This window comes from Vagococcus sp. (assembly GCF_036639995.1).
GTDB lineage: Bacteria > Bacillota > Bacilli > Lactobacillales > Vagococcaceae > Vagococcus.
Genome location: NZ_JAVWHO010000008.1, coordinates 32315 through 55598, shown reverse-complemented (window position 1 = coordinate 55598; position 23284 = coordinate 32315). Strand labels below are relative to the sequence as shown.

31 protein-coding genes and 1 other annotated feature are annotated in these 23284 nt (G+C 33.7%); of the genes, 7 read left to right on the top strand and 24 right to left on the bottom strand.

The genetic code is table 11. The features are described 5' to 3' along the window. The 3 genes from RR554_RS04285 to RR554_RS04275 form a co-directional block, all read right to left on the bottom strand. On the bottom strand, positions 1 to 1124 hold a 1124-nt coding region (locus tag RR554_RS04285; RefSeq protein ID WP_443081318.1), incomplete at its 3' end, for an endonuclease MutS2. 77 nt (positions 1125 to 1201) lie between these two features. Next, complete coding sequence (locus RR554_RS04280; protein WP_332463254.1) at positions 1202 to 1750, bottom strand: CvpA family protein; 549 nt, start codon at positions 1748 to 1750, stop codon at positions 1202 to 1204. Between the two features lie 23 nt (positions 1751 to 1773). After that, complete coding sequence (locus RR554_RS04275) at positions 1774 to 2229, bottom strand: cell division protein ZapA (protein ID WP_332467493.1); 456 nt, start codon at positions 2227 to 2229, stop codon at positions 1774 to 1776. 173 nt (positions 2230 to 2402) lie between these two features. Here RR554_RS04275 and rnhC point away from each other — a divergent pair, with 173 nt between their 5' ends. Next, positions 2403 to 3320, top strand: coding sequence for a ribonuclease HIII (gene rnhC / locus RR554_RS04270; RefSeq protein WP_332463252.1), 918 nt, complete (start codon positions 2403 to 2405; stop codon positions 3318 to 3320). Positions 3321 to 3435: 115 nt separating this feature from the next. Further along, entirely contained in the window at positions 3436 to 3768 is a 333-nt protein-coding gene (locus RR554_RS04265; RefSeq protein WP_332463251.1) for a DUF1292 domain-containing protein, read from the top strand. A gap of 27 nt (positions 3769 to 3795) precedes the next feature. Here RR554_RS04265 and ruvX read toward each other — a convergent pair whose 3' ends face one another. The 6 genes from ruvX to pepA all read right to left on the bottom strand — a co-directional run bounded on the left by ruvX (position 3796) and on the right by pepA (position 7132). After that, positions 3796 to 4212 (bottom strand): Holliday junction resolvase RuvX, encoded by a 417-nt coding sequence (ruvX, locus tag RR554_RS04260; protein WP_332463250.1) that lies wholly within the window; start codon positions 4210 to 4212, stop codon positions 3796 to 3798. Next, on the bottom strand, positions 4209 to 4478 hold the full coding sequence (locus RR554_RS04255) for an IreB family regulatory phosphoprotein (protein ID WP_332467492.1): 270 nt from the start codon (positions 4476 to 4478) through the stop codon (positions 4209 to 4211). Before RR554_RS04255 ends, ruvX begins: the two co-directional genes overlap by 4 nt. Before the next feature lie 99 nt (positions 4479 to 4577). After that, the gene (gene ytpR, locus RR554_RS04250; protein WP_332467491.1) at positions 4578 to 5198 is read right to left on the bottom strand and encodes a YtpR family tRNA-binding protein; all 621 of its coding nucleotides are present in this window, start codon (positions 5196 to 5198) and stop codon (positions 4578 to 4580) included. A gap of 66 nt (positions 5199 to 5264) precedes the next feature. Further along, on the bottom strand, positions 5265 to 5717 hold the full coding sequence (locus tag RR554_RS04245; protein WP_332463267.1) for a universal stress protein: 453 nt from the start codon (positions 5715 to 5717) through the stop codon (positions 5265 to 5267). 18 nt (positions 5718 to 5735) lie between these two features. Continuing rightward, positions 5736 to 6047 carry a thioredoxin family protein gene (locus RR554_RS04240; RefSeq protein ID WP_332463247.1) on the bottom strand — a complete coding sequence of 104 codons (312 nt, stop codon included), beginning with the start codon at positions 6045 to 6047 and terminating at the stop codon, positions 5736 to 5738. An 8-nt stretch (positions 6048 to 6055) separates the two neighbouring features. Then, positions 6056 to 7132, bottom strand: a complete 1077-nt coding sequence (gene pepA / locus RR554_RS04235) for a glutamyl aminopeptidase (protein WP_332463246.1) — start codon at positions 7130 to 7132, stop codon at positions 6056 to 6058. A 167-nt stretch (positions 7133 to 7299) separates the two neighbouring features. Here pepA and RR554_RS04230 point away from each other — a divergent pair, with 167 nt between their 5' ends. Then, complete coding sequence (locus RR554_RS04230) at positions 7300 to 7659, top strand: PepSY domain-containing protein (RefSeq protein WP_332463245.1); 360 nt, start codon at positions 7300 to 7302, stop codon at positions 7657 to 7659. A gap of 320 nt (positions 7660 to 7979) precedes the next feature. Beyond that, the gene (locus RR554_RS04225; protein WP_332463244.1) at positions 7980 to 8558 is read left to right on the top strand and encodes a TIGR00730 family Rossman fold protein; all 579 of its coding nucleotides are present in this window, start codon (positions 7980 to 7982) and stop codon (positions 8556 to 8558) included. Here the strand turns inward: RR554_RS04225 and trmB are convergent. From trmB to RR554_RS04205, 4 genes are all read right to left on the bottom strand, one after another. Next, positions 8555 to 9211: a tRNA (guanosine(46)-N7)-methyltransferase TrmB gene (gene trmB / locus RR554_RS04220; protein ID WP_332463243.1), complete on the bottom strand. Its 657-nt coding sequence runs from the start codon at positions 9209 to 9211 to the stop codon at positions 8555 to 8557. The two genes, RR554_RS04225 and trmB, sit on opposite strands and share 4 nt — an antisense overlap. Positions 9212 to 9267: 56 nt before the next feature. Then, a complete protein-coding gene (locus tag RR554_RS04215; protein WP_332463242.1) occupies positions 9268 to 10047 on the bottom strand; it encodes a phosphotransferase family protein in 780 nt (259 codons plus the stop codon). A 104-nt stretch (positions 10048 to 10151) separates the two neighbouring features. Continuing rightward, positions 10152 to 11378: an ABC transporter permease gene (locus tag RR554_RS04210; RefSeq protein WP_332463241.1), complete on the bottom strand. Its 1227-nt coding sequence runs from the start codon at positions 11376 to 11378 to the stop codon at positions 10152 to 10154. 2 nt (positions 11379 to 11380) lie between these two features. Then, positions 11381 to 12115: an ABC transporter ATP-binding protein gene (locus RR554_RS04205; protein WP_332463240.1), complete on the bottom strand. Its 735-nt coding sequence runs from the start codon at positions 12113 to 12115 to the stop codon at positions 11381 to 11383. Between the two features lie 136 nt (positions 12116 to 12251). Here RR554_RS04205 and RR554_RS04200 point away from each other — a divergent pair, with 136 nt between their 5' ends. The 3 genes from RR554_RS04200 to RR554_RS04190 all read left to right on the top strand — a co-directional run bounded on the left by RR554_RS04200 (position 12252) and on the right by RR554_RS04190 (position 14195). After that, positions 12252 to 12683 (top strand): HIT family protein, encoded by a 432-nt coding sequence (locus tag RR554_RS04200; RefSeq protein WP_332463239.1) that lies wholly within the window; start codon positions 12252 to 12254, stop codon positions 12681 to 12683. After that, the gene (locus tag RR554_RS04195) at positions 12676 to 13044 is read left to right on the top strand and encodes a YtxH domain-containing protein (protein WP_332467490.1); all 369 of its coding nucleotides are present in this window, start codon (positions 12676 to 12678) and stop codon (positions 13042 to 13044) included. Before RR554_RS04200 ends, RR554_RS04195 begins: the two co-directional genes overlap by 8 nt. Positions 13045 to 13205: 161 nt before the next feature. Further along, positions 13206 to 14195, top strand: coding sequence for a peptidylprolyl isomerase (locus RR554_RS04190; RefSeq protein WP_332467489.1), 990 nt, complete (start codon positions 13206 to 13208; stop codon positions 14193 to 14195). Positions 14196 to 14225: 30 nt separating this feature from the next. On the opposite strand, the gene RR554_RS04185 is transcribed toward RR554_RS04190, so the two are convergent. The 11 genes from RR554_RS04185 to RR554_RS04135 all read right to left on the bottom strand — a co-directional run. Further along, entirely contained in the window at positions 14226 to 14702 is a 477-nt protein-coding gene (locus tag RR554_RS04185; RefSeq protein WP_332467488.1) for a low molecular weight protein-tyrosine-phosphatase, read from the bottom strand. Between the two features lie 60 nt (positions 14703 to 14762). Next, positions 14763 to 15023, bottom strand: coding sequence for a Veg family protein (locus tag RR554_RS04180; protein WP_332463235.1), 261 nt, complete (start codon positions 15021 to 15023; stop codon positions 14763 to 14765). Between the two features lie 155 nt (positions 15024 to 15178). After that, complete coding sequence (locus RR554_RS04175) at positions 15179 to 15868, bottom strand: sigma-70 family RNA polymerase sigma factor (protein WP_332467487.1); 690 nt, start codon at positions 15866 to 15868, stop codon at positions 15179 to 15181. Further along, on the bottom strand, positions 15861 to 16385 hold the full coding sequence (locus RR554_RS04170) for an NYN domain-containing protein (RefSeq protein WP_332463233.1): 525 nt from the start codon (positions 16383 to 16385) through the stop codon (positions 15861 to 15863). The genes RR554_RS04175 and RR554_RS04170 overlap by 8 nt, the downstream gene beginning before the upstream one ends. A 15-nt stretch (positions 16386 to 16400) precedes the next feature. Next, the gene (gene rlmB / locus RR554_RS04165) at positions 16401 to 17174 is read right to left on the bottom strand and encodes a 23S rRNA (guanosine(2251)-2'-O)-methyltransferase RlmB (RefSeq protein ID WP_332467486.1); all 774 of its coding nucleotides are present in this window, start codon (positions 17172 to 17174) and stop codon (positions 16401 to 16403) included. After that, the gene (locus RR554_RS04160; protein WP_332467485.1) at positions 17164 to 17571 is read right to left on the bottom strand and encodes a Mini-ribonuclease 3; all 408 of its coding nucleotides are present in this window, start codon (positions 17569 to 17571) and stop codon (positions 17164 to 17166) included. Before RR554_RS04160 ends, rlmB begins: the two co-directional genes overlap by 11 nt. Further along, entirely contained in the window at positions 17568 to 18977 is a 1410-nt protein-coding gene (cysS, locus tag RR554_RS04155) for a cysteine--tRNA ligase (RefSeq protein ID WP_332467484.1), read from the bottom strand. Before cysS ends, RR554_RS04160 begins: the two co-directional genes overlap by 4 nt. Next, positions 18974 to 19513, bottom strand: a complete 540-nt coding sequence (gene epsC, locus RR554_RS04150; protein ID WP_332467483.1) for a serine O-acetyltransferase EpsC — start codon at positions 19511 to 19513, stop codon at positions 18974 to 18976. The genes cysS and epsC overlap by 4 nt, the downstream gene beginning before the upstream one ends. 126 nt (positions 19514 to 19639) lie before the next feature. Continuing rightward, positions 19640 to 19860: a binding site (T-box leader), on the bottom strand. Then, positions 19857 to 21320 (bottom strand): glutamate--tRNA ligase, encoded by a 1464-nt coding sequence (gltX, locus tag RR554_RS04145; RefSeq protein WP_332463228.1) that lies wholly within the window; start codon positions 21318 to 21320, stop codon positions 19857 to 19859. It overlaps the preceding feature by 4 nt. A 104-nt stretch (positions 21321 to 21424) precedes the next feature. Beyond that, positions 21425 to 22522, bottom strand: coding sequence for a PIN/TRAM domain-containing protein (locus RR554_RS04140; protein ID WP_332463227.1), 1098 nt, complete (start codon positions 22520 to 22522; stop codon positions 21425 to 21427). Between the two features lie 18 nt (positions 22523 to 22540). Beyond that, positions 22541 to 23284: magnesium chelatase domain-containing protein (locus tag RR554_RS04135; protein ID WP_332467482.1), on the bottom strand; the 744-nt coding region annotated here is incomplete at its 5' end.

Genomic DNA, 23284 nt, shown 5'->3' with positions numbered 1-23284 from the left:
TAAACTTCAGAGAAGACACCAATCACACTGTCCTCATGAGCTGGTATCGGTAATCCAGATTGCCCCATTAATTGTAAAAGTCCTAGTGTTTTTAAGGTAATTGTCTTACCACCAGTGTTTGGTCCAGTAATCACAATTGCCTGATACTCTTCACCAATTACAATGTCATTTGGAACAACTTTTTTTTCATCAATCAGTGGATGTCTTGCTTGTTTTAAGTCAACATGTTTTTCATGACTTAAAGTCGGTACAATTCCTTTAATACGTTTCCCAAAAGAAGCCTTACTGTTAATAAAATCTAGTTTTCCTAAAACAAAAGCATTTTGTAAAATCTCTTGACGAAATGGTGCTAATTCGTTGGATAGAACTGCTAAAATCCGTTCAATCTCTTTTCGTTCTGCGATTTGATGCTGTCTTAATTTATTATTTAGTTCAACCACTTGTCTTGGCTCAACAAATACGGTTTGCCCTGACGCACTTTGGTCATGAACAACCCCACCAAATTGCCCACGATACTCACTTTTAACAGGAATAACGTAACGGTCATTTCGCATAGTCACAATTGTATCACTTAAGTATTTGCTATTATTTCCTCGCAAAATACTATCCAACTGCTCTCTAATACCTTGCTCAGAACGTCTAATACTTTGTCGAATTCCTTTTAACTCACTTGATGCTTCATCCGTCACATGGCCGTCCTCATCAATAGATAAACGAATTGCTTTAGCAATATCAGGTAGAGCAATCATTTTTTCATTCCATTCATATAAACGCTCTAACTCAATCTCTGCTTCTTTTAAATCATCAAAAAAGTTTTGAAGTTCTGTCACCGTGCGTAAAACTCGACCCACTTGCGCTAGTTCGACACCATTTAGCATAGCTCCAATTTCAATACGTTTCATATGTGGTTTAATATTTTCAAGAACAGGAATTGGAATCCCTCCTCTTAATCTTAAAATATTAAAGGCATCACTTGTTTCAAGTAAATCTTCTTCAATTTTTTCAAAATTATTGACGGGTGTCAGATTTTGAATGTGTTCTTCACCTAATTTAGTAACAATATGTTCTGATAACATTTGTTTCACTTTATCAAACTCTAAGGTTTGTAATATTTTTTTATTCATTTTGTACTCCTTAATCTTTTCCTTCTACACTATTAAACAAGAGGCTGATTATAAATAAGCAGCCTCTTTACTTCTTATTAAAGGATAACTTTTGTAATCCACCATTCATATAACCAAGATGAAATTATTGGCATTGACTCAACTAAAAACCTTGCAAAACTACTCTTTTTAAATAAATTTTGGATAATATCAAGAGGAACCATCGCTAGTAATGTCAAAATAACTGTTAGACCTATTAAAGTCATCCCTAAGTTGACTAAACCGCCTGCTAAATCATTGCCTTCTTTAAGCATCGGTCTAAAGGTTAATCCATAACAAAGCATTCCTACAAATCGAGTCAAAACCCAACCAAAAAATAGAATTAAAACAAATGCAAAGCCAGCATAAAAAGCCTTATCTAAATCAAAAATTAAACTTTTATCAAATAAGACTAGTTCAGTTTTAGGTGTTGGCGCTGGATAAGGTATTAGTAAATCAATTTTTTTCCCTAAGGGTTTATAAAAGCCTTTTGCAACCAAAAAGGATAACAAATAACCCGCACCATAAACGGCTTGAAGCATCAATCCTCTTCGATAACCAACGTAAAAACTTGTTGCTAAAATAATAATAATCAATAATGTTAACATAATTTCAAACCTAACTTACTCATTTATTTTTTCTTCTGATTGTTGTTTTTTTGTATTTTTTCTTTGACTTGCTGATTTAAAACTTTTTGAACTTCAATATGATTGAGCATTTCGTCTTCTGTTAATTGTCTATTTTCAGTAATAACCGCTTTACGCGCTTCTTTTTCACGCTCTTCAATCTTGCTTAGACGATCCTCAAGTTCAGCAACTTTAGCTATTTCTTTTTTTAGTTCAACAATTTCGTCTCGTTGATCTAAAATAAGTTCTTGTTGCTTAACTTGAATCGATAGCGTATTAACGGCTAAAAGAATCGACGCCTGCTCTCTTGTTAATGTTGGGGATTGTCCCATGATAAGCTCTAACTGTTCATTAGCTAAATCGTTGACAATATCCATGTGATAGTGGCTTTCATTGCCAATTATCGTAAATGCATTTCCCGCAATTTTTGCTTTATACCTTTTCTTATCTTCTTGAACCACGACTTATCCTCCTCACGTCTCTAAGGACTTCCCAGTATCTTAAATTAATTATATAAGACTTTTCTTCAAATGACAATTTTATCCACCAATCTATTAAGAAGTTTTTTTAAGAGTGTGCTTTCATTTTTTTTATTGCTATAATTAAATCACATGAAAAGAAGGGAAACAAAAAAATGAGCCAATCAATCACATTAAAATGTTCATCAAAAACAATCCAAGAAATGAATGCGACATATCAACATTCTTTAGTTAAAACACCACCTTATGCTGTTTTCTCAGCTAAAATACCAGGTGTTTCAATTACTGCTTATAACTCAGGAAAAGTCTTATTTCAAGGAGTCTCAGCCGAAAGTGAAGCAAGTAAATGGGGAACTTCTACTCCTACTACACAAAAAAAAGATAGCTCTTCAAGTAGTTTACCAAAAGATTTCGCTAATTGGTCTGTCGTTGGAAGTGATGAAGTTGGTAACGGTAGCTATTTAGGTCCCGTGGTTGTATGTGCCACATATGCCAAAAAAGAACAATTACCTCTACTTAAAGAACTTGGTGTTAAAGATTCTAAAATGTTAAACGATTCTCTAATCAGAAAAATTGCGAAAGATTTGCGATTAGTTATCCCGTTTAGAGAACTCATTGTGACACCTCAAAAATACAATGATATTCAACCTAATTATAACGTTAATCGAATGAAGGTGGCTTTACATAATCAAGCTCTTTACTTACTTTTAAATGATTTGCTACCTGAAAAACCAGATGGCATCCTAATTGATCAATTTACAACAGAAAAAAATTATCGTTCTTATTTAAAACAAGAGCCCAATCAGGTCACAGAAAATTTATACTTTAAAACAAAAGGAGAGCAGTATCATCTCTCTGTTGCTGCTGCTTCCATTATTTGCCGAGCAACATTTTTAGAGGAATTAGATAAAGCTAGCAAAGAACTTGGTATTCTTGTTCCTTCTGGCGCTGGCACAAAATCCGATCAGGCTGCTGCTAAGATTTTAAAAAAAGGCGGCTTACCTTTACTTGAAAAATATGCCAAACTTCATTTTGCTAATACAGAAAAAGCAAAAAAAATTGCTTTTAGATAAACCTAAGCTTTGACCTGTTCGCCTTTTTAATTTCACATAAGGATTAATAGCCTTTTCTGCATTTTTTCGGTATAATGTGAGATGAAGTTAAACGAAAAGAAATGAGGAATGAAAAATGACAGACACACATAAACATGACGAAAATTGTAATCACGACCATGAACATATTCATGATGCTGAAGATTTAATTACTTTAATTGATGACGAAGGAAATGAAGTCTTATTCCGTATCCATTTAACAATTGATGGACAAGAAGAATTTGGAAAAGATTACGTATTACTTTATGAAGCAAGTACTCCTGAAGGCGACGAAGTAGAATTATTAGCTTACGCTTACGAACAAGCTGATGGCGAATCAGAAGGCCGTTTAATGGAAATTGAAACTGAAGCTGAATGGGATATGATTGAAGAAGTTTTCAACACATTTGAAGCTGAAGAAGAACTATAAAAAAAAGAAGCCACAGCGGCTTCTTTTTTATTTCTTATCTAAATAATTTTGAAGTATCATCACAGCTGCTACTTTGTCAATTACTTTTTTACGTTTTGCCCGAGATGTATTAGCTTGCTCAACTAACATTCGTTCTGCTTGAACTGTTGTTAAACGTTCATCTTGATAAATAACTGGTAAATCAAACTCAGCTATTAACATATCACCATAAGCCATTGAGGCCTCAGCTCTTGGGCCAATTGTATTGTTCATATTTTTAGGTAAACCAACCACAAATTGAGTCACTTGATATTCTTTGACTAATTCAGCCACACGTTCAATGCCGAAAACGCCATTTTCTTCATCAATTCTAATGATCTCAATCCCTTGGGCAGTCCAACCTAATGGATCACTCACAGCAACTCCCACTGTTTTTGACCCAACATCTAATCCCATTGTTCTCATAGTCCGTTGATTCCGTTATGAGAAAGGTAATCTTTTACTAATTCTTCCATAATTTCATCACGTTCATGACGACGAATTAAATTACGTGCATCTTTATAACGGGGAATATAGGCAGGGTCTCCAGATAGCAAATAGCCTACAATTTGATTAATTGGATTATATCCTTTTTCTTGCAAAGCAAGGTAAACAATTGCAAGTGTTTCACTTACTTCTTTTTTACTGTCATCATTAAAATCAAATCTCATTGTTTCATCTGTAAAGCTCATCGTTTTACCTCCTATTAATTTCATCTTTAGAGTCATTCTACAAGAAAGTTCAAAAAACTACAATCTTTTTTCTTCCTAACTCATTTTTTTAAGTGTTTTTTATGCTAATGTAAAATCAAATGCTGAACCAACAACAGCAGATTCTGGTAATTCCAAAATACCTTTCTTCTCTGGTGCGTTAGCTAATTGAAGTTCACGAGCTGAGCAGACCATGCCAAAGCTTTTAACGCCACGTAATTCACCTGGCCAAATCAACATACCGTCTGGCATCATAGCGCCAACTTTAGCAACTACAACTTTCAAACCTTGTGCGATATTAGGTGCCCCACAAACAATTTGTAATTCTTCACCATTATCTACTTCAATCGTTGTGATACTTAAATGATCTGAATCTTCATGTTTGCGGCATTCTTTCACAAAACCGATCACAAATTTAGGTGATTCATCAAAAATAAATTCAGTATTAAAACCTGCTTTTTTAACTTCAGCATTTAAGTCATTGATTTGATTTTTAGATAAATGAACTTGCCCATTACCAGTTAAGTCACTGATTTTTTCAGATGCCAAAAAGATATTCCAAGCAACTACCTCACCAGTTTCTTTCAAACTGACACAAGCCACATCTTCTTTTCTTACAGACGTTACTTCTTTTCCTTCACTGTCTTTTACAGCAATCAATAATGTGTCACCGACACCGTTTAAATTATAACTAACAATCATCAAATATTCCCTTTCTTTTACGTAAAGAAAGTAAGCACCGTTTAAAGTACTTACTTTCCACGATTTTTATTCTGGTCGAACAATTAAAACATCACACGGAGCTGTACGAATGATATGATCACTAACACTACCCATAACCAAACGTTCAACGGCATTTAATCCTGATTGTCCTACCATGATTAGGTCTGTATTGTATTTTTCAGGTAATTCTTTTGCCATCAAAACTTTTGGCGAACCGTATTCTAATACAGTTTCTACATTGTCGTACCCTAAATTTTTAGCTTCTTCAATGTAGCTGTCTAGTAATTTTTGCGATTCGTCAGACTCTGCTTGAACTAAGTCAGGAGTAAAAGTTGAAAATGACATAGTTCCACCATAAAGTTTGTTCTCGATAATATGTGCCACTACTACTTTCGCATTATTTCTTTTTGCTACTGATATTGCTTTTTCAAAGGCCAATTTGGCTTGGTCACTACCATCTGTTCCGACTAATATGGAATCATACTCTTGTGATTCTATCATACGCTCATCCTCTTTCTATAATGTTTTTAAAAAGTCGATAATCTCATCTTTTGTTTTTCGGTCTTTACTGACAAAACGACCTGTTTCTTTGCCATTTTCAACACCGATAAAACTTGGAATACCAAAGACATCCCATTTTTGACAAAGTTCGATGTAATCATCTCTGTCAATTTGAATAAACTCAAACTCAGGAAAAGCTGCCTCAATTTCAGGCATGTGAGGTTTAATAAAGACACAATCACCACACCAATCTGCCGTAAAGAAAAGAATGGCTTTTTTGGTTTCGATAACATTTGCGATTTCCTCTAATGATGTTGGTATAAGCATTTTTATCCCTACTTTCCGTATATAATTGAATTCACTGTTTCACGGTCTAATGATGTTAATAATGCCATAACCATGGCTTTAGCCGCTTCATAATCTTTCACACTAAACATCGTTTGATGTGTATGAATATATCGTCCTGGTACGCCGATAACCGCACTTGGGACACCATCATTAGCTAAATGAGCAGCACCCGCATCTGTTCCACCTTTTGAAACAAAATTTTGGTACGGAATTTCATGAGCATCTGCTGTTTCTACTATATACTCACGCATGCGGCCTAACATAATCATTCCTGGGTCAAAAATACGTAATAAGAAACCACCATCTAAGCGACCGTTTGCATCTTTTTTACCATCTAAATCATTGGCCGGTGAACAGTCTACTGCAAAGAATAAATCAGGTTTAAATTTATTCGTAGATACCTTAGCCCCGCGTAAACCAACTTCTTCTTGAACGTTTGCTCCTGCAATCAATGTATTTGGTAACTCTTTATCTTTTAATTCTTCTAATACATCCAACACTAAGGTACAACCATAACGGTTATCCCATGCTTTACTAATGATTCGTTTACCGTTGGCTGTTTTTATTGTTTCAACATCAGGAACAATCGAATCTCCTGGTCTAACGCCAAAGCTTTCTGCTTCTTCTTTTGAGACAAAACCTGCATCAAATAAAATATCAGCCACATCAACTTTACTTTGGCCATCTGTACCACGTAACAAATGTGGTGGGACAGAAGAAGAAATCACTGGGTAATTGCCTTTTTTAGTTTGTAAGGTAAATCGTTGGGCTGATACCACGTAAGGATTCCATCCACCTAATGGTACGACTCTAAATAGCCCATTATCTAAAATTTGTGCCAACATAAAACCTACTTCATCCATGTGAGAGGCTAACATAATGCGCGGCGCATCTTCTACTTTACTTTTTTTAATACCAAACACGCCACCTAAACCGTCGTATTCGATGTTATCAACTAAAGGTGTCATTTCTTTTGTCATGACATCTCGCATATTTCCTTCAAAACCACTTGTGCTTTGAATTTCTGTTAACTGTTTAATTCGGTTAAATAATTTATCATCCATTCATCTATCTACTAAAACAGTAGATTCACCCCTCTTTCCATCTACATTCCCATTATAACATAATTCAAAGAAAGCAGAAAAAAGTTCTTACAATCATTTTTATTTTTTTCTTTTACCTCTTTTATGCTACAATGGTGACAATGAATTTATCATAAGGAGGTAGAATTATGCTTAAAAGTAAAAATAAAAACAATAATAAAGAGTTCTATCAACATGGTTTAACAACAGGAGTTGGCATTGGTTTAGCTGTTGGCGCTATTAGTGGTGCTGCCTTAACTTATTGGTATAAAAAAACAAAAACTTTATCAGCTGATGATATTTTAGAAAAAGTGAAAGCAGACTTTTTACAAGAAGGACCGATTGAGGGATCTTGGATTCATTTTAAAAAAGAACCACTGCAAAAATTTGCGATCAAATCAAAAGTTTATACAGGCGGTATCTCACGAATTGAAGACGGTGAATTAGCCCAATATGAATTCGTAGCAGATGCACATACAGGGACTATTTTAGATATATATAGATTATGATTTTTAATAGACTAAAGAGGTTCTTCCTTTAGTCTATTTTTTATATAAAAAAACCACTAGTTTTCACTAGTGGCAAAAAAGATGTTCTTACCTAATTTTACAACTAAGTAAGATTGAGAAAAATTAGTGATACAAATCACTACAATTATTATACTATTAAAATGTGAATTTTATGTGAATTTCAACTATTTATTAAACTTATATCGTCAAAACGTTCCGTTTATATCGATATGAATTAATTTAATTAACTTTTCAAGCTAAATTAATTTAATAACTTTATTCGTGTACGTTATCATATATTGTATCTCAGGAGGTATAAAATGAAAAAAATAGCTATATATTGTGGTGCAAGCGCAGGGAACAAAAAAATTTATCAAGATAAAACGATTGAAATTGGGCAATGGATGGTAAAAAATAAGTATGACCTTGTTTATGGTGGGGGTGATGTTGGCTTAATGGGGCTCATTGCAGATACTGTTATTCAAGGTGGCAGACATGTCACTGGCGTTATGCCTACTTTTTTAGAGCAACGTGAATTATCGCATAAAGGATTAGATGAGTTAATTATCGTATCTGACATGCATGAAAGAAAAAGAAAAATGATTGAACTATCTGACGCCTATATCGCCCTTCCTGGTGGTCCAGGGACTCTTGAAGAAATTTCCGAAGTTATTTCATGGGGAAGAATTGGTGAACATCAAAATCCATGTATTTTTTATAATGTTAACGGATATTATGATTTACTTGCTAATTTTTTTGATCAGATGGTTGCTAACCATTTTTTAACGCAAGAAGATAGAAGTAAAATTCTTTTTTCTGATTCACTAGATGATATTCAATATGTCATTGAAAATTATGAGCCACCTACCATTCGAGAATATAAAAAGGACAAAGCTTAATTTGCTTTGTCCTTACCATGAAAGGTAGCTTCTAAACGATAAATTCGTTGTCCTCTATCAGAGAATTTTTCTTCATATTCTGTCATAATGTTGCCTTCATAATCACTATGATGTAAATCAAGCCACACTTGTTTTAACGTCATACCGTACCAAGTCACACTTGCTAACGAATATTCAAAAAGGCCTTGATTATCTGTTTTAAAATGAAGCTCTGCTTGAGGTTTAGAAATTGTTTCATATGTCTTTAAAAAGGTATGATACGTTAAACGTCTTTTTTCATGTCTCGTTTTTGGCCATGGGTCTGAAAAATTCAAATAAACCAAATCTACTTCGCTATCAGCAAAATAATCGGTTAAATCTGCACCATTTACAAGCAATAATTGTAAATTAGGTAGTTTCTCTTCCAATTGTTTCTCTAAAATCGAGATAATCGCATTCGTTTGCAGCTCAATTCCAATATAATTTATCTCTGGATGTGCTTTAGCCATCTCAACAATAAATTGTCCCTTACCACTACCAACTTCAATATGAAGTGGTTGTTTTTTTGCAAATCGTTTATGCCAATTACCTTTCCAGTCACTAGCATCCGTTAAAATATACTCTGGGTGATCTAAAATAGTTTCTTTAGCTCCTGGTTTGTTTCTTAATCTCATATTTTTTCCCTTTCTCTTAAAAAGCCCTTTGGTAACTAGCCAAAGAGCTCTAAATTTTAATATTTATATATTTTTTTAAGCTGAGCAATATGACTGTTCATCTGCTCTCTTTCATATCTTAAATAACATCGCTTGATTTGTAATAGCAAATTAATACCCGCATACCAATAAATTCGGTCCATCAAATTATCCTCAGGCTCTACGCCATACTCTTCCACCCAATAGGACCAAAAACTTGAATCTACATAGTGACCAAGGATTGTTCCAATATCTAGAGCAGGATCAGCTAGCACTGAGTAGTCCCAATCAACTAAAAAAACTTCATTTTCTAACGATACTAACCAATTATTATGAATTGCATCCCCATGGCACGCTGTATAATACACTGGATGAAATGAAGGTAAATGGTCTTCTAAATAGCGAAACACACGCATAAGATATAAATTATTTTTTAAATTGTCTGGTAAATCAGACGCATAATCACTTAAAAAATCAAAGGCTGACTTTTCACGACCATCCATTCTCTGAAGCATTGATTTTAATGACTCAGACTCATGCAAATGCTGCAATATCCGAATAACTTCCGTACTTTCACCCATTTCCTCAGGTGTTAACTGTCGTCCTTCAAGCCATTCTTGAGCCGTTAAAACATCTCCATCACCTGTTCGCTTTGTCCACAACAACTTGGGTGTTAAGCCTTCTCTTGAAAGAGCGGCTAAAAAAGGCGTTGAATTTCTTTTTATAAAAACTCTCTCACTATCTCGAATCCCTTTATATGCTTTTCCGGTATCTCCTTTAATTGGTTGGAGATTCCAATTTTTATCAAATTTAAACATTTTATGTCGTCTCCCCATCCAAACTAAACTAAGTTACAAAAAAGCATCTATCCTATTTTTAGGAATCGAAGATTAGTATATCATATTATGTTGCTAGTTTCTTTTTAAATCAACGATTTCTCTAATTTTTTTAACCGTTTTGGTGCGTACATCTTTGTGAAAACGATACCTTCAATTAGCATCATTCCAATAATCATTAATGCACCTACTTTATCTTGTAGTCGTATCAATAGAAGAACACTAAATATAGCTATTGTGACACTTAAAACGATTTGTATTAATTTTTCTACGGCTCTAACTTTCTGTTCTCTTTTAACAGGATATAAATGAGTCATTAACATGTAATCAAATTCACTATAAATCGGCAATAACTGAAAACCAATTAAGTAAATAAATAAGACACTAATAATACCATTTAAAATCAGCTGATCACTAAAAAATAAAAACAACGAACCAATAACGGTTAATCTAATAGCTAGTCCACTAAACTCTGTTCCTCTAAGAAACACTCTACTATATAAATACGTGAAAGTTTGCCCCTGCTCTTTTTTGATTCTTTTAAGCAAAGGATCCATGTAAGTACGTCGTTTCACATCACTTGAAAGTCCAGGAACATCTGTAAACAAATTAATGAAAGAATAAATTTTCTTCAATCTTTTTCTCTCAAATGCAATGGCTTTTTCCCAATCAAGAGGATTTTTCCCTAATGAATCTTTACTCTTAAAAGAGCTAAACGCAACAAATAATAAGGAAATAATAATACCACTCCAAGGATTGAAATACAAATTCAAGGAAATGCTCAAAAAACTACTAATAACAAAAATGATTAATTGTAAACGTGTGCTACTTTCAGTATTCAAGTACACTTTTTGTAATTGAATCATCAAATACCCTAATTTTAATAACCATAGATTTAACACCAATGGGTAAAAATCATTAAAACCTAGCGGTGTTGTCGCAACAAGTAACGGCATCGTAATCCCTACCGTTAATGTTATAACTATTAATGGTAACCAAATAGAATGTTGATACGCTTTTTTCATGTAACTTGTCATTTGACGCTCTTTTGGAAGTAAAAATATCATGTCTGGCTCTTTTAGTAACGTCGCAACTTTACCAACAAATAAAATTAAAAACCATAAAAGAATGACAAATAATCGACCATAGATAAAGGTTTGATCTAACTGCTTAACAAATTCAGAATAATATAAAGCAAAGCCACCCATAGCAACTATCATAACTAATAAAAAATGGTCATTTAGTACGTATTTCATATAACGCATCATGTGTTTTTGATGCAAGGCTAACCGATTTTTATAAAAAAGGTTCATCTTTAAACCTCCTCTTCTTTCGTTAAGGAAATATAAATATCATCTAAAGAAGAATCTGGTAAATTAAATTCTTTTCTCAAATCATTCATTGAACCTATTGCTCGCACTTCTCCTTCATGAAGAACAACAAATCGATCACAATATATTTCAGCTGTGGCTAAGATGTGCGTTGACATCAAAATTGCAGACCCTTGATTTTTCATCTCATTCATTAATTCAAGTAACGCATTGATTGCTAAAGGATCTAAGCCAAGAAATGGTTCATCAATAATAAAAAGGCTTGGATTTGTTAAAAAGGCACACATCACCATGACTTTTTGTTTCATCCCTTTTGAAAAATGAGCAGGAAACCACTCTAATTTATTTTCCAAACGAAACGTTTTTAGCAGTTTATCCGCACGCGTCATCGCTTCATCCATAGGAATATCATATGCCATTGCTGTAATTTCAATATGTTCTCTCAAGGTTAATTCATCATAAAGAATCGGTGTCTCAGGAATATAACCTATTGTTTTTCGGTACTCTTCTGGTGCTTCTTTTAGTGTTTTATCATCTACTGTTATTTTACCCTTTTGTTCTGTTAATAAACCAACAATGTGTTTTATTGTCGTACTCTTACCTGCACCGTTTAATCCTATTAAACCGACAATTTCACCAGAATCCACTTCAAAATTAATATCTTTTAAAACCGGAATATGTCCATATCCCCCAGTTAAATGTTCTATTTTTAAACTCATGTATAAATCCTCCATTTTAGTCTAGATAAATTATAGCACAACTTTCTATCACTAAATCCAAATTTTGACTATTATTCCATTCAATTTCAAATCCTTTTATGGTAAGGTTGTTTTATAATTAAAGGAGGGCTTTTCAATGACAGACTGTATTTTTTGCAAAATAATCAATCGTGACATTCCAAGCTACACAGTATATGAGGATGACGACGTTTATGCATTTTTAGACATCACACAAACAACAAAAGGACATACGCTTATCATTCCTAAACAGCATGTATCAGATATTTTTGAGTATGATGAAAAATTAGCAGCTACTTTATTTTCAAAAGTACCTAAAATAGCTCGTGCTTTAGAGAAAAGTTTTCCAGATATGGAAGGACTAAATTTAGTCAATAACAATAAAGAACTCGCTTATCAATCTGTCTTTCACTCTCACATTCATTTGATTCCGAGATACAGTAAAGAAGATGATTTTTCAATGACTTTTGCTGATAATGGCAGTCAATACACTACAGAAGAAATGACACGTATAGCAAATACAATTAAGGAGAATATCGTAAATGACTAAAAAGAAATTTTCTGGTAAAAAATTTGTTAAAGGTTTACTAATTGGTGGAATTGTTGGTGGTTCTGCTGCTTTACTTTTAGCACCCAGATCAGGCAAAGACACACGCAAAAAAATTCAAGATGAGATTGATGATACGCTTCAATTAATCATGGATATCAAAACAAGCGCTGATGATGTACAAGTGAACACCAGACAACTACAAAGTTTGACTGAAACACTAATTCCTGAGTTTATTGATGGCACTGAAAAAAGTATTGCACGCTTCAAATTCAAATCAAAATATCGGTTAGAAGACATCAAAAACCAACTTGCAAAAATTGAAACCGAAATCACTGATTTTTCAAACAGTATCAATGAATAAGATAAAATACAGTTTATTCGTATAATAGGTTCACACTTATGTTTATTATATGAAATTTTTTTGAATTTTGTATTTTTTGAAAGAATAGTATGATATAGTATTATTCGTGGTGCAATTATGTAAAATTATATTAATTATGAAGAATAGGATGTGCAAATAAGATGAAAAACAAGTCACTTAAATTAGCAGCGGTTTCTTTATTAGGAATTTTAACCCTTGCTGGATGTTCAGGCGGTAAAGATGTAGCAACAATGAAAGGTGGAAAAATCACTGAGGACGATTTTTACACTGAACTTAAGAAGAACCCTCAAACAGCAGATGCTTTAACTAACATGATTATCGGTAAAGTTACTGAAAATGCTTATGGTAAAGATGTTAAACAAGAAGATGTTGATAAAGAATTCAAAAAAATGGAAGAACAACAAGGTGGCAAAAAACAATTTGAAGATGTTCTAAAACAAAATAACATGGATGTTAAAACTTACAAAGAATCAATTAAAGGTCAATTAGCCTTCCAACAAATGTTAAAATCTAACTTAAAAATTACTGATAACGACTTAAAAGAAACTTGGAAAACATATCATCCAGCTGTAGATACTCAAATTGCCTTATTTGACTCTAAAGAAGATGCTGAAAAAGCATTAAAACAAGTTAATGATGGTACTGACTTTACTAAAGTTGCTAAAGAACAATCTAAAGATGAAGCAACTAAAAAAGATGGCGGTAAATTAACATTTGATTCTACTATGAAAACAAAACCAGAGAACGTTATGGTTCCTGAACAAGTTAAAGAAGAAGCTTACAAACTTGAAGATGGTAAAACATCTGGTGTAATTACTGCTCAAAACATGCAAACAGGTGCTGATAGTTTCTACATCGTGAAGATGGTTAAAAACGTTAAAAAAGGTAATGATTACAAGAAATATGAAAAAGAATTAAAAGAAATTACAGAACAAACTAAAATGCAAGATCCTACTTTCCAACAAAAAATCGTTGGTGAAGAATTAGATAAAGCTAACATCAAAATTACTGATGAAGCGTTCAAAGATATCTTAACTCCTTACTTACCTCAAAAAGAAGAAAAGAAAGATAACAAAAAAGACGATAGCAAAAAATCAGAAAAAAAAGAAACAACTGAATCAAAAAAATAAGCAAACAAAAAGGTTAGGAGCATCATGCTTCTAACCTTTTTTTAGTTCTTCTCTAATTTTATTTAACCATTTATCAGTTCCCATATCTACTAACTTATAGGTTAAGTTGAAGTCCCCTGTATAATAAGGATCGGGCACTTCTGTTCTTTCTTCACCAATACTTTCAGAAAGCAGTAAATGTATCTTACTATTAAACACTGGATTAGGTGATAATTTTTTTAAATTAACTAAATTACTTTCATCCATTCCAATAATGTAGTCATATTCTTCAAACTCTTCATCTGTAATTTTTGTTGAATATATCCCCTTATAACTAATTCCTTTACTATCTAATAATTCAGCCGTTCCTTTGTGTGGCGCATCTCCTAAATTCCAACTTCCCGTCGCAGCAGAAGAAATTTGAATGTCAGCAGACAGTCCTGCTTTTTCAACCTTGTCTCTAAATACAGCTTCTGCCATTGTTGAGCGGCAAATATTTCCTAAGCATACAAATAAAACTTTTGTCACATCAATCAACCTCCCTCTCAAAATAAAAAAGCCATAATATTTCTATTAGGCTTCATTGTATTATCCAATTATATCGTTTTCTAAATCATCTGTAAATTGAACTTCAACTGCGCGAGTTAAAATATCAGTATAGCTGTATGATACTCGCTCAAATGCATTCTCGTCTTGATCTAAATTGACAATAAATACAGACGGATATGTTTCGGTTAAAATTCCGCTACGTTCTGTTTGTCGCTTTCTTCCAGTCTGAGCGACTAAAGTAATTCGACTACCGATTTTATTTTCCAATTCTTCTTTTATCGTTAAAATACTCGCTGCCATTCAACTCACCTCAACTACCATTGTAACATAATTGATAAAAAACTTCAAATTTTATCATAATAATGTTATTTTAGCAATAGTTTTTCACAAATTTAATTTGATACTTATGTTTCATTAAATTCGTTATTTGAACAGTGTCAGACATTTTTTTATTTTTATTCTGAAAGATGTTTCTTTATCTTCATCTTCAATCGGTTATATCCTGCTTTTACTTTTGTTTCAGGGACGTCCATTAACTCTGCTATCTCTTCAAAGCTCTTTTCATCTAAAAGATACTCATAAATTTGATTTTCAAACTTTGATAACTGTTCTGAAAAATCCTCTAATTTGTCTCTAACAAAGATATATTGAATACTTGTACCTGCTCGAGAATCTTCGTTATATTCACTAAAATTGTCTCCTAATCGTTCAACTTGCGCATCTAGAGATTCTGTGTGACGATCAATTTGACGTTTTTTAGCTTCCTGATGTCTCAACAGAGTAATAACACGTCGTTTAAAATTTATTTTGAAGAACAAACCAAACGTAATGTCTTGAGTTAAATTAAACGTTTGCATTGATGCGTAACAGACCATTCGACCTTCTTGTAGCCAATCATCTAAATCATAACCTTTTAAATAATAAGCATTTCTTTGTTTTAATACTATAGGGACATACATTTCAAATACTTCAGCAAACGACTCACTACAACCAAACTTCGCACGCGACAATACAACATCATTTTTACTATACATAATTTTCCCCTTTACCCCTAAAGAAACCGTTTTCTCTTCCCGTTTCAAAAATAGTACCATTAAATAAAAAAACACAAAAGAGAACATACGTTCAAATTTGTGTTTAGTCATTATTTAGTTCATTAAATACCTTTTGTAATCTTTCTAACTGATCCCCAGACCATGGGCTATTGCGGCGATAGTCCTGAAATTTATAATCCTCTGCATCAGCTAAAATTTTTTTTTCTGATTCCTTAAGTTTTTTATAAAGTTCTCTAGCAGACACTCTAAGTGCCCCTTTTGAAAAAATAATCCACTGCTCCGCCATATCACTTGTTGCCACTCTAACATGAGTGAGAGGGTTAATCTTTTCTGCTGCTTCACGTTCAATATAAGTATCTGCGGTTTCTTCTTCTTTTGTAAAAATAACTGTTACACCAAATTCTCGGTAAGTTTGCTGGATACCTGGAACAAATTGTGCATCAAAAACCACAATAATTTCGATTCCTTCATATTTTGCATAATTAGATAACATAAATAAGAGTGTATCTCTTGCATCTGCTAGCTTGTCTTGCTTTTTTAACTGCTCAAGAATAGGCCAAGCGCCAATCATATTATAGCCGTCTACAAATAGTACCTGACGTTTCACTGGCTTTCTCCATTCTTAATTTCTTCTTTTTCTATGGACTTCATACATTAATAATCCTGCAGCTACACCAGCATTTAGACTTTGCACGTGGCCATCAATAGGAATAGTAATCATTTCATCCATTTCCTTTTTAAGCGCGGAACCGATGCCTTTTCCTTCATTTCCAATAACAAGAGCAATATCTCCAGCAACATTCCATTTTGTATAGTCTGTCCCTTCCATATCAGTTCCAAATACCCAAACGTTATCTTCTTTTAACTTTTTAATTGTCTGACTTAAATTGGTCACTCTTGCAACAGGTACATGCTCTACAGCACCTGTTGACGTTTTTACAACAACAGGAGTTATTCCTACTGCACGATGTTTTGGAATAATAATGCCATCCACATTCACCGCATCTGCTGTACGCATAATTGACCCTAAATTATGTGGGTCCATAATACTATCTAGAATTAAAAAGAAACGATTTTCTTTCTCTTTACTTTTAGCTAGTAAATCTTCTAATGACAAATATTCATAAGGTGTTATTTTTAAAACGATGCCTTGATGATTCTCTTTATTCGTCATTTCATCTAATCTTGTTTTTGGTGCCCAAACAATCGGTACTGAAAATTCTTTAGCTAATTCTTTTAATTCTTCGATTTTAAAACTTTTTAAATCCTCTTGAATAAATAGCTTATTACCACGTCTTGCCTGAAGTGCTTCAATTGTTGCATGTTTACCAAACACCACATCTTCCATAGAGACAGGCTCATTCACTTCATTACTTCGTTCACGTTTATTTTTCATCTTTTTCTCCTATTGTCTTAATAGACCACTCTATTAACTCTTCTAAGCGTGTCTTTTGATCTGTTAAATGTAAATACCCCATTAACGCTTCAAATCCCGTAGAGGCTCTATAGATAAAGATCGATGTATTTTTAGCACTCGTTCGACTTTTGGCATTTCTACCTCTTTTATAAATCATTTGTTCTTCTTCTGTTAACAAGTCTTGCTCTATCATTTGTTCAATTAAAAAGTGTTGCGCTTTAGCCGATACATAGTGTGTTGCTAAGCGGTGCATTTGATTTGGACGTGTTTGACCTGAACGAATCAAGAAATCACGAATATACACTTCATAAATTGCATCTCCTACATATGCTAATGTTAAGCCACTCAATAAAGAATAATCTTTGGTTTCACTCATTCGCCTCTGCTCCATCTCGTTCCTTGTGATGTATCTTCTAAAATAATCCCTTGTGTTTTCAATTCATCACGAATCTCATCACTTCGTTTAAAATCTTTATTTTTTCGTGCCATATTTCTCTCTTCAATTAATGCTTCTATTGTTTCGTCTATCACTTCTTTTTGACCTAATTCAATTCCAAAAACAGCCATTAATGTCATTAATAATTCACTGGATTTTGTTAACACCACTTGTGAGACACTATTTTTTTCTAAATAAGCATTTAACCATTTAACTAAACTGTATACCGCAGTAATACCATTAGCTGCATTAAAATCATCATCCATACCCTCTTCAAATTGCGTTTTAATTTGAGCTAGTTCGTTTAAATAAATATCATCATCTTCCAGTTTTTCTTCTGCTTGTTCTAAACGGAATGAAACATTATTTAAGCTTCCTCTAATACGAGATAAATTCGTTTCAGCTTCTTTTAGGATTAACTCATTAAACGGCATTGGTCGACGGTAATGGGTTGTTGCTAATGCAAAACGGACAATCTCTGGTGAGACTTCTTCCATTAACTCATGAGCTGTCACAAAATTTTTCAATGACTTACTCATTTTTTCTCCCGACTCACCTACTGTTAAATACGCATTATGCATCCAATAGTTTGCAAACTTTTTACCTGTTTTCGCTTCACTTTGAGCAATTTCATTTTCATGATGTGGAAACTCTAAATCTTGACCGCCTGCATGAATATCAATGGTTTCACCTAAATGCTTTGTTGCCATTACTGAACACTCAATATGCCAGCCTGGTCGTCCTGCTCCCCACGGAGACTCCCATGATATTTCGCCAGCTTTAGCTGATTTCCATAACGCAAAATCAAGTGGGTCTTCTTTCTTAGCTTGCTCGCCCCCTGTTCGATTACTAGCGCCAACTTCTAACTCATCAATACTTTTATTGCTCAACTCACCATACGTTTTAAAGCGGCGAGCACGGTAGTACACATCTCCTTGAGACTCATAAGCATACCCTTTTTCAATTAAAACTTCAACAAAGGCGATAATATCATCAATATGATCAATGACACGAGGATGTAAGCAAGCTGGTTTAATATTTAATTTTCCTGTATCCTCTTTAAATGCTTCGATGTATTTATCTGCAATCTCTTTTGCAGAAACACCTTCTTCAATGGCTGATGCAATAATTTTATCATCTACATCTGTAAAGTTAGAAACGTAATTTACTTCATATCCTTTGTACTCTAAGTAACGTCGAACAGTATCAAAAGCGGACGTACTTCTTGCGTTACCAACGTGGATATAATTATAAACAGTTGGACCACATAGATACATGCGAACTTTCCCAGGCTCAATGGTTTTAAATTCTTCTTTTGAACGTGTTAATGTGTTATAAATTTTCATCTTGTGTGCTCCTTTTCTTTTACTTGATTATTTATTTTAACTACTTTAGCTGGAATACCGACAGCGGTGGTATTTTTAGGAATGTCATGCAGCACGACTGATGACGCCCCAATTTTTACATTTTCTCCAATTTCAACAGGGCCCAGAATTTGAGCATGTGCTGAAATCATGGCTTTTTTTCGAATAGTTGGATGTCTTTTACCGCAATGATTTCCTGTACCACCTAATGTCACCCCGTGAAACAACATGACATCATCTTCAATGATTGTTGTTTCCCCAATCACAATTCCCATGCCGTGATCAATGAAAAGCCGTTTGCCAATTTGAGCTCCTGGATGAATCTCAATACCTGTCATAAACCGCCAAAATTGAGAATGACATCGGGCAATAAAATAACACTTTCTGTTATATAAAAAATGAGAGAGTCGATGTGCCCAAATAGCATGAAGTCCTGGATAGGTAAAAAAAACTTCAAGATTTGATTTAGCTGCTGGATCATGCTCTCTCACATTTTTGATATCTTCTCTTATTCCCATGACTTCACCCCTTTTGTACTTTGGCTATTCCAAAAACGAATAGCCAAAACCTCTGTTTTCCTTGATATATCAACCTTTACGGAAAAAAAATTCAAAAAACAAAAAACGTCTTTTAGCTATCTCTAACTAAAAGACGTTTTCACGCGGTTCCACTTTTATTCGTCAAAAGGAGAAACGTATCCTTTTAACCTTTTGATAAGGTAACGATTATCACTCGTTTCTAGCTACTTGTTTTCACCAGAACTACTCAAAGAGGCATTTCAGTAAACAGTTTATTCTCGTTTTCACCACCCACGAGCTCTCTTGATTTAAACATATTTACCTACTTTTCTTATCTACGTATTTAGTTTGTTGCTTGTTTAATATGATCTAATACTTTTTCTTTACCTAAAAGCATAATTGTTTCGCCTAACTCTGGACCATGCATTTGACCACTTACAGCCACACGGATTGGCATGAAAAGATTTTTTCCTTTAACGCCTGTTTCTTTTTGAACTGCTTTAATAGAGGCTTTAATAGAGGCCACATCAAATACTTCTAATTCTGATATTTGTTTTGTAAAAGCTTCTAATACTTGAGGCACTGTTTCGCCTGCTAAGACTTCTTTAGCTTCTTCATTTAACGTTAATGTATCATTAAAGAATAAATTTGACAACTCAACTATCTCGCCAGCATAACTCATTTGTGGTTGGTATAAAGAAACAAGTTCTTCTACCCATGCTAATTTTTCTTCAGATGGGTTTTCTTCCACTAATTTAGCTTCTACTAGGTAAGGTAAAGCTAATTGAGCCATTTCTTTACGGTCAATTTGTTTCATGTATTGATTACTAATCCACTCAAGTTTTTTATTATCAAAAGCTGCTGGAGATTTACCTAAACGATCCGCGTCAAAGATTTTAACTAACTCTTCTTGAGAGAATAGTTCTTCTTCGCCAACTGGTGACCAACCTAATAAACTAATAAAGTTGAACATTGCTTCTGGTTGATAACCTAAATCACGATATTGTTCGATAAATTGCAGGATTGTTTCATCACGTTTACTTAATTTTTTACCTGTTTCTGAATTAATAATTAATGTCATATGACCGAATTTTGGTGCTTCCCAGCCAAATGCTTCATAAATCATTAATTGTTTTGGTGTATTTGCAATATGATCATCTCCACGAAGAACATGTGTAATTTTCATCATGTAATCATCTACAGCAACAGCAAAGTTATATGTTGGCATACCGTCGCGTTTTAAAATAACAAAATCGCCACCAACACTGTCAGATTCAAAGGTAATATTTCCTTTAACCATATCTTCAAAGCTATATGATTTGTTTTTTGGTACACGGAAACGAACAACTGGTGTAATACCTGCTGCTTCTTTTGCTACTTGTTCTTCTACTGAAAGATTAGCACATTTTCCGTTGTAACGAGGAATTTCGCCACGAGCTTTTTGTGCTTCACGTTCTTCTTCTAATTCTTCTTCTGTACAGTAACATTTATAAGCTAGATTGCTTGCTAGTAACTGATCCACAAGAGGTAAATAGATTTCTTTTCTTTCAGACTGACGGTAAGGACCATATTTTCCTGGATTACTTGGAGACTCATCCCAGTCAATATTTAACCATTCTAAGTTTTCTAATTGGCTTTTTTCGCCGTCTTCGATGTTACGTTTTTGGTCTGTATCTTCAATACGAATTACAAAATCTCCATCGTGGTGTCTTGCGTATAAATAGTTAAATAATGCTGTTCTAGCGTTACCAATGTGTAAATGTCCAGTTGGACTTGGTGCGTATCTTACACGAACTTTTTTTGTCATGATATTACCTTCCTTATGTCATATTCAGTACATGCCTGTAATACTTAAATTTTACCCTCATTTTAACAAATAGTAAAGGCACAGATTAGATTAGTTTCTTTTATTTAATTCTTTATTGTTGTCTGAGAGTGAGATGGTTTAGCAAAAATCATCCTACCGGCTGCTGTTTGTAGTGCACTTGTTACAATCACGTTGATTCGTTTATTCATAAAGTGTTTGCCATCTTCAACAACTACCATTGTTCCATCATCTAAATAAGCAACTCCCTGCTCACGCTCTGTTCCATCTTTCATTACTAAAACGTCCATCGTCTCACCTGGAATAACAACTGGTTTAATCGCATTAGCTAACGCATTAATATTAAAAACTGGTACATTTTGAAATTCACTTACTTTATTTAAATTATAATCATTTGTCACAACAATACCGTCTAGCATTTTTGCCAACTTGATTAACTTACTATCAACTTCTTGAATGTCTTCAAAATCACCTTCATACATCTCAACAGAAATATTTTCTTCTTTTTGAAGAGCGTTTAAAATATCTAGCCCACGACGTCCACGAACTCGTTTTAAACTATCCCCTGAATCAGCAATGTATTGTAATTCATAAAGAACAAATTTAGGAATCAATAATGTTCCTTCAATAAATCCTGTTTTAGCTACATCATAAATACGACCATCAATAATGACGCTTGTATCTAAAATTTTATATTTATGGAAATTATCCGTAATTTTTCGCTCTAAAACATCTTCTGTTCCTTTTTTAGCTTTCGGGGCAAATAATTTACGCCACTCTTCTGTTTTAGTTGTCCCTACTCTAAAGCCAAAGTATCCTAGAACAAGCATGATAAGTGCTGGTAACAAAATATTAAGTAATGCTATTTTTAAGGAATATAGGGGAATAGATGCTAAAGCACCTAATAAAAGACCGACAATAATCCCAATACTTCCAAACACTAAATCTTGTAAACTCTGCTCACTAATAAATTTTTCCACTCGTCGAATTGCTCGACCCACGTAACGAAAGGTAAAAATAGAAATAATAATAAAAATAATTGCACCAATCAAGCCGTTCGTTACTTCATTGTTTAACCACTGATTACTACTCAAATTAAATATCGTCCACACTAGTGGCATTAAGGTTGCGCCTAGACTAAAACCAATAATTGCCATTATTATATTAAAAATCTTTTTTTGCATAAATACTTTCCTCCTTTCCTATTTGAATACTTGCCTTAAAGTTTCAGAGACCGTTGACACACCTACTACTTCGATTCCAGTCGGTACTTTCCAACCTTGCAAATTATTCTTAGGAACATATATTTTTTTAAAGCCAAGTTTCTTAGCTTCTGATACCCGTTGATCAATTCTATTAACTCGTCTGACTTCTCCAGTTAAACCAATTTCTCCAATAAAGCACTCATCAGGAGATGTTCCTTTATCGTTATAACTTGAAGCAATACTAACCGCAATTGCTAAATCAATAGCGGGTTCATCTAACTTCACACCACCAGCAGCTTTTAAATAAGCATCTTGATTCTGTAGCAATAAACCTGCTCTTTTTTCTAATACTGCCATAATTAAGGACAAACGATGACGATCAAGACCGGAAGCAGTTCGGTTAGCATTACCAAATACAGATGGCGTAATTAACGCTTGAATCTCCGCTAAAATGGGACGTGTTCCTTCCATTGAACAAACAATAGCAGAACCTGTCGCACCATCTAACCGTTCTTCTAAAAAGGCTTCTGAAGGATTTTTAACCTCTACCAAACCTTCTTGTCGCATTTCAAAAATACCAATCTCATTAGTTGAACCAAAACGATTTTTAACAGCTCTTAAAATTCTAAACGTATGATGTCTTTCGCCCTCAAAATAAAGAACCGTATCTACCATATGTTCTAGCATTCTAGGACCAGCTAATGATCCTTCTTTGGTCACATGACCTACAATAAAAATAGT